Below are 6,001 nucleotides of genomic sequence, written 5' to 3'. Positions count from 1 at the left end.
TTCTCGACATCGGACGACCTCTGGATACCTTGTCGACAATGTGGGGGTTGGTGCGAATTCTGGTGTATGTGTTTGTGATTGATTTGGATTATCTTGAATTGTGTTTGAATTGTGTTTGTATGTCTTTTAATTATATTCGCTTGAGTGTTTATGTTTGTCTTTGTGGGCAAATAAATACAAACATTCGCAATGCCGAGGCGACTGTGAGGCCGCGCACGACATCGCGAATGTCTGTGATTGGTTTGTCTGTCTTTGCTGGGCGCTACCGCTGGGTGAAGCCCGTCAGCCACTGCATGTTGGGGTCGACCGACCAGTCATAGGTGCCGTTGAGCCACTTCTGGTCCAGGGAGTTCTGGCTGCCGTTGCAACCGCCGCTGGCGCGCATGTAGCAGTGATCGGCGTTGCCATCCGAGGCCTCCGCGTGCTTCACGATGTACCAGCCGCTGCCGTTGGCGGCGAAGCAGGAGGTCCCCGTGCAGCTCCGACCCGTCAGCTCCTGGAGCTGGCCGCGCACCGAACTCTCGGTGCTGCCCATGAAGCTATCCGCCTCGCCATTCACCGCCCGAAGCCGGTCACTCGGCAGTGCCCGCTTGCCGGTGGCGACGCAGGCGCGCAGGTCGTAGAAGGAGTACTGGACGCCCGCGCCCATGCCGTAGGCGGCCTGTACCCGGGTGTCATGGTTCTTGGCCAGGATCGCCAGGATCGAGCCCTGGCTGAAGCCGGCCACGACGATGCCCTTGGAGCAGTCCGCGGCGGGGCGGGAGCAGAGGGCCGCGACGGCGCTGCTCGCGCTGGTCGAGTCGAAGATGCACTTCGAGCGGGCCGACAGCGTGGTGCAGTCTCCAAAGGAGGAACTCGGATACTGGACGGTGGCCGCGACGTAGCCCCGGCCCGCCATCTCGTCGACGGCGGCCAGCGCCGAGCCGTTGTTGTAGGTCTCCGACGTGCCCACCATGTAGATGAAGACCGGGTACTTGAGCGTCGAGGACGGCTCCTTGCCCTGGATGTTGTACGTCGTCCCGCACGTGCCGCTGCCGCCCTTGTACGTCGTCGTGAAGCTGGTCAGGGGTTGAGCCTGGGCAGATGCGCTCCAGGCCATGGACAGCACCAGCGCCATGACAAGCTTTGCAACCATCGTGTTCTTCATGACGTCTCCTTCGAGGGCCCCTGCGAGGCGCGGCCGGACCGGTTGTGTGAACTTCCAGTCATCCTGGAAAATACGGGAAACCATGTTTCTCGTCAACCGAGAAACCCGCGTAACCGGTCAAACACGAAAAGGCCCTTCAGCTCACGGAGTCGTCTTGGGGAGGGGCCCCATGAACTCGGGCAGGAGGAACTCGTCCACGTTGGGGGCCTTCTCGATGATGCCCAGCTCCACGAGCTGTCGCCCCAGGGTCTCCCACCGCTCGCGGCTCATCGTGCCGAGCCCGTTCGTCCGCGTCTGCTCCGTCTCGATGAGCGGCTTCTGGGCCTGCGCCGCCGCCGCGAACGTCTCCGCGTCCATCGAGGTGTTCAGCTTCGCCATCACGGCGTTGGCCGGCGCCGGGTCCTCCAGGTAGCCGCGCCAGCCCTCGCGCACCGCCGCCACGAAGGACTTCACCCGCTCCGGCTGCTCCTTCCATAGCTCGCGGCGGGTGATGACCACGGCCACGTACGGGTTGAAGCCCTCGTCGGCCACCAGGAACACCGCGGGAGCCGCGCCCTGCCGCTTCGCGGCGATGGGCTCCGAGGTGATGAAGCACTGCTGCGCGAAGGTCTTGTCCGCCACGAAGCGCGCCACGCCCCCGTCGTAGGGCACCACCTTCACCTTGCCGAAGCCATACTTCTTCTTGAGGTACGCGGCGTAGGGCAGGCCCGGCTCCAGGGCCACGGTGCCGCCCGAGGCCAGCACGTCCGCGATCCCCTTCGCCCCGCTCGAGGCGTGGGCCATGATCCCCTGCGGCGACGTCTGGTACACGGCGAAGAGCGGCAGCACGTCCACGCCGCGCGCCCGGGCGGTGAGGACTTCATCCGCGCCAGCGATGCCGAACTCGGCCTGTCCCGAGGCCACCATCTGCATCACCGGCACGCCGGCGCCGCCTCCGAGGATGTCCACCTCCAGCCCGTGGCGGGTGAACTCGCCCTTTTCCCGGGCGGCGTAGAAGCCGCCGAACTCGGGCTCGGGCACCCAGTTGAAGGCCAGCTTCACCTTGATGACCGTCCGGGCCGCCTGCGCCTGCGTGCCGCCCGCGTCCCTGGCCCCCTCGGCCTGCTTCGGGCCTTCCTTCGAGCGCGAGCACGCCCCCAACACGAGCAGCGCCGCGCACCCCAGCAATCCGATCAGTCGTCCTCTCACGTGCGGTTCCCTCCGATGAAAAGCGAAGCGGGCCTCAGGTCCCAGAGGCCGATGGGTGCCAGCGCCGCAGCAGGCGGGCCCCGGTGAGACTCACCGCGCCGAACAGCGCCAGGCCCAGCACCGAGGCCGCCAGCACGGCGGCGAAGAGCAGATCCGTGCGCAGCTGCCGGTAGGCGGACAGCACGAGGATCCCCAACCCGGCGGCGTCCTCGGAGAAGCCAGCGACGAACTCGCCCACGATGGCACCAATGACGGACAGGCCCGAGGCGATGCGCAGGCCGGTGAACAGGTGGGGCAGGGCGGCGGGTAGCTCCAGCTTCCAGAGCGTGGCCACCCGGCGCGCGCCATAGAGACGGAACAAGTCGCGCAGCGCGGGGTCCACGGAGCGCAGCCCGGTGAGCGTGTTGGCGATGACCGGGAAGAGCGAGACGATGAAGGAGGAGACGGCGACCGCGCGCGCCCCCGGGCCAAACCACAGCACCAGCAGCGGGGCGATGGCGACGATGGGCACCGTCTGGAGGAAGAGGGTGTACGGGTAGAGCGCCCGCTCCAGCAGCCGCGACGAGGACAGGAGGATGGCCGTCAGCACACCCACCCCGGCGCTCAGCCCGAAGCCCACCAGGGCCGAGCGGCCCGTGGTGAATGCCGCGCTCAGCAGGCTGGCCGCGTCCCGGGCGGCGGCGGCGGCGACGGCCGAGGGGGGCGGCAGCAGCCACACGGGGGTGGACAGGGCGCGCGTCGCGGCCTCCCACAAGCCCAGGAAGAGGACGAGCGCGGCCAGGGGCGGCAGGGCCGCGCGCAGGGGCGAGGTGCTCACGCGCTCTCTCCTCGCTCCAGGGCTCGGTGGAGCACGCCGATCTCCCGGGCGAAGTCGGGCTCGGCGCGCAGGAGGGGGTGGCGCTCGGCGGGCAGGGCGAGGGGATGATCCAACATCACGCGCGCGGGCCGCCGCGACAGCACCACGACGCGCTCGGCGAGGTAGGCCGCCTCGGAAAGCGAGTGGGTGACGAAGAGGACGGTCATCCCCAACTGCCGCCACAGCGCGCGGAGCTGATCGTCCAGCCGGTTGCGCGTGAGCTCGTCCAGGGCGGCGAAGGGCTCGTCGAGGAGCAGCAGCCGGGGGCGGGTGACGAGCGCGCGCGCCAGGGAGACGCGCATGCGCATGCCGCCGGAGAGCTCGGCCGGGTAGCGCGAGGTGGCGTCGCCCAGGCCCACGTGCTCCAACATGGCTCGCGCCGCGGCGTGGCGCTCCAAGGGGGGCACGCCGGTCAGCTCCAGGGGCAGGGCCGCGTTGTCCAGCACGGAGCGCCAGGGCAGCAGGTGCGCGTCCTGGAAGACATAGGCGATGGGAGCGCGCTCGCCCCCGGTGCGCTCCAGGGGCGGGGAGAAGGAGAGGGTGCCGGCGTCGGCCCGGTCCAACCCCGCCACCAGCCGCAGCAGGGTGGACTTGCCGCAGCCGGAGGGGCCCAGAAGCGCCACGAAGGAGCCGGCGGCGATGTCCAGCTCCATTCCGTCGAGCACGGAGACGCCGCCCGGGAAGGTGCGCCGGATTCCGGAGAGCCGCACGCGCACGCCCCCCCTGCCTTCATCGGGCTCGCGGGAGGCGGACGGGGGTGGGCTGGAGGGCGCCATGCGGGAAACCGGGTTTCTAACCGTCCGGCCCCCTCGTGGCCAATCTCCTCGACGTCGAGAGTCTTGGATTCCTTCCCTGCACACCTGTAAACCGTGCTGCACATCGGCCGTGAAGTCCGCGGACGGATGCCAGGCTCTTGGCTTCATACGCCGAGGGCGACAGTCCCTTCTCAACAGTTGGCACGAAGGCCGCAAGGCCCGTGTGCCCCCCCTCAGGTCCGGGGTATCTGGCCCCACCCCCTGGGGTCGTCATGAGGTGATGATGAGGCTCCTGCTTCTGCTCCTGCTGGCCGTTCCCGCTCTCGCGGCGGCGCGCCCGGCCTACGTCCTGCGAATCGAAGGCGGGGATGCCTTCGTCGACCTCGGGCGCGCGGATGCCGCGGAACCCGGCGAGCGGCTGCGCGTCTACCGTGTCATCGAGGCGCGTCACCCCACGACGGGCAAGGTGGTCCGCGACCGTTTCCTCCTCGGCGAGGTGGAGGTGCTGGAGGCGGGTGAGTCGCTCTCGCGCATCGCCGCTCCGGACGAGCTCCTCGCTCGCCTGGAGGTGGGTGACGAGGTGGAGCCTGTCAACGCGCCCACTCCTCGCGAGCCTCCCACCCCGCCCACTCCGGGCTCGCCGAGGCAGTCCCCCGTGGCCTCCGCGCCGTCCTCCGGCGGGCCCTCGGATGCCGAGCGCACCGCCCTGCGCACCGCCTGGAACGCCGCCTTGAAGCTCGCTCCCGCCGAGCGCGCCAAGGTATGGGAGCAGTTCCTCGCCGCCTGGCCCCAGTCCGACTTGAGCGGCCCCATCCGCGGGGAGATCTCCCTGCTGCGCGCCGCGCCCCAGGAGACCGCGACCGCCAAACGGCCCGCCGGGCCGGTGACTCCCGTGCTCAAGGTGAGCGCCCCCAAGGTCGCGCTCACCGACGAGCCCATCGTCCTCTCCCTCACGAGCCTCGCGGGTCCCACGCCGCGCGCGGCCATGGCGCACTGGCGTGAGCGGGGCTCGCCCACCTTCCGCACCGTCCACATGAGCGCCGAGCCCACCGGTCACTTCCGCGTCACGCTGCCCGAGGGCTCCGCGGTGGAGCCCGGCCTCGAGTATTACGTCGAGGCGGTGGATGCCCAGGGCGCCACGCTCGCCGCGACGGGCACCGCGACCAAACCGCAGCAGATCGCCATCCGCCGGCCGCCTCGCGACGAGCGCATCGAGTACCGCGACCGCAGCCGGGTGCGCATCAGCGACGAGTACGTCGACTTCAACCGTTTCAAGGGCAATGACGTCTACAACCTCTTCGAGGCGGACTTCCTCTACCGCGTCTACACGACCGTCCACGCGGTGCGCGTGGGCTTCGGCAACTACCGGGGCATCGGCACGCCGAGGGATCAGCTCGACGCGGGCGTCCCCGGCCGGAAGGTGGGCTACTCCTACGGCTTCGGTGAGATCGAACTGCGCCTGCACCCGTCCCTGGCGGTGCTGCTCAAGGGCAGCGCGGGCGTCACCCGCGAGGGGCTGACGAGCGGGTTCGACGTCGGCCTGCGCATCGGCAGCGAGACGGGCACGTCCCTGCTCATCCGTGGGGCCACCATCGCCGACATCGGCCAGCGCGGCAGCCTCGCGCTCGCGTGGGACGCCGTGAAGGGCTGGCCCATGAGCGCCGAGGTCGTCGTCACCAACGAGCCCATCGGCGAGGACCTCGGCGTGCGCCTCATCTACACGGTGGGCCGCACCGTGACGCCCTGGCTCGATGTGACGGGCCGCGTGAGCTACCAGCTCCGCGACATCAACCACTCCGGCCTCGGCTTCGGCCTGGGCACCACCTTCCACTGGTAGATCATGACCCTCTACACCGCTACCTGTCTCCTGCTGCTGCTCGGTGCCCAGCCGCCGGCTCCGGCCGCCGCCACCCCTCCACCCCCTCCCGAGCCCCTCGAGGTCCGGCACGTGCCGACCGCGCAGATGGTCGCCGGCACACAGCTCGTGCTCAAGGCCGAGGTGGCTCCCGCCTGGCGCCTCGGGGCGCTCGTCGCCCACTACCGCTCCGCCGGGGA

The 6,001-nt window shown here is 69.7% G+C and carries 6 protein-coding genes; 2 read left to right on the top strand and 4 right to left on the bottom strand.

Translation table 11 applies throughout. The features are described 5' to 3' along the window. Positions 1-262: 262 nt before the first annotated feature. From VF794_RS31595 to VF794_RS31580, 4 genes are all read right to left on the bottom strand, one after another. Complete coding sequence (locus VF794_RS31595) at positions 263-1,147, bottom strand: hypothetical protein (RefSeq protein ID WP_331116835.1); 885 nt, start codon at positions 1,145-1,147, stop codon at positions 263-265. A gap of 141 nt (positions 1,148-1,288) precedes the next feature. After that, the gene (locus VF794_RS31590; protein WP_331116834.1) at positions 1,289-2,335 is read right to left on the bottom strand and encodes an ABC transporter substrate-binding protein; all 1,047 of its coding nucleotides are present in this window, start codon (positions 2,333-2,335) and stop codon (positions 1,289-1,291) included. 34 nt (positions 2,336-2,369) lie between these two features. Continuing rightward, positions 2,370-3,152 (bottom strand): ABC transporter permease, encoded by a 783-nt coding sequence (locus VF794_RS31585; protein WP_331116833.1) that lies wholly within the window; start codon positions 3,150-3,152, stop codon positions 2,370-2,372. Then, positions 3,149-3,907 carry an ABC transporter ATP-binding protein gene (locus VF794_RS31580; RefSeq protein ID WP_331116832.1) on the bottom strand — a complete coding sequence of 253 codons (759 nt, stop codon included), beginning with the start codon at positions 3,905-3,907 and terminating at the stop codon, positions 3,149-3,151. The genes VF794_RS31585 and VF794_RS31580 overlap by 4 nt, the downstream gene beginning before the upstream one ends. Before the next feature lie 322 nt (positions 3,908-4,229). On the opposite strand from VF794_RS31580, the gene VF794_RS31575 reads away from it, so the two are divergent. Further along, on the top strand, positions 4,230-5,783 hold the full coding sequence (locus VF794_RS31575; protein WP_331116831.1) for a hypothetical protein: 1,554 nt from the start codon (positions 4,230-4,232) through the stop codon (positions 5,781-5,783). A 3-nt stretch (positions 5,784-5,786) separates the two neighbouring features. After that, a partial coding sequence (locus VF794_RS31570) for a hypothetical protein (protein WP_331116830.1) occupies positions 5,787-6,001 on the top strand: 215 nt, incomplete at its 3' end.

The sequence above is a fragment of the Archangium sp. genome (genome assembly GCF_036389735.1).
In the GTDB taxonomy this organism is placed as follows: Bacteria; Myxococcota; Myxococcia; order Myxococcales; family Myxococcaceae; genus Archangium.
This window is presented reverse-complemented; position numbering and strand designations above follow the sequence as displayed.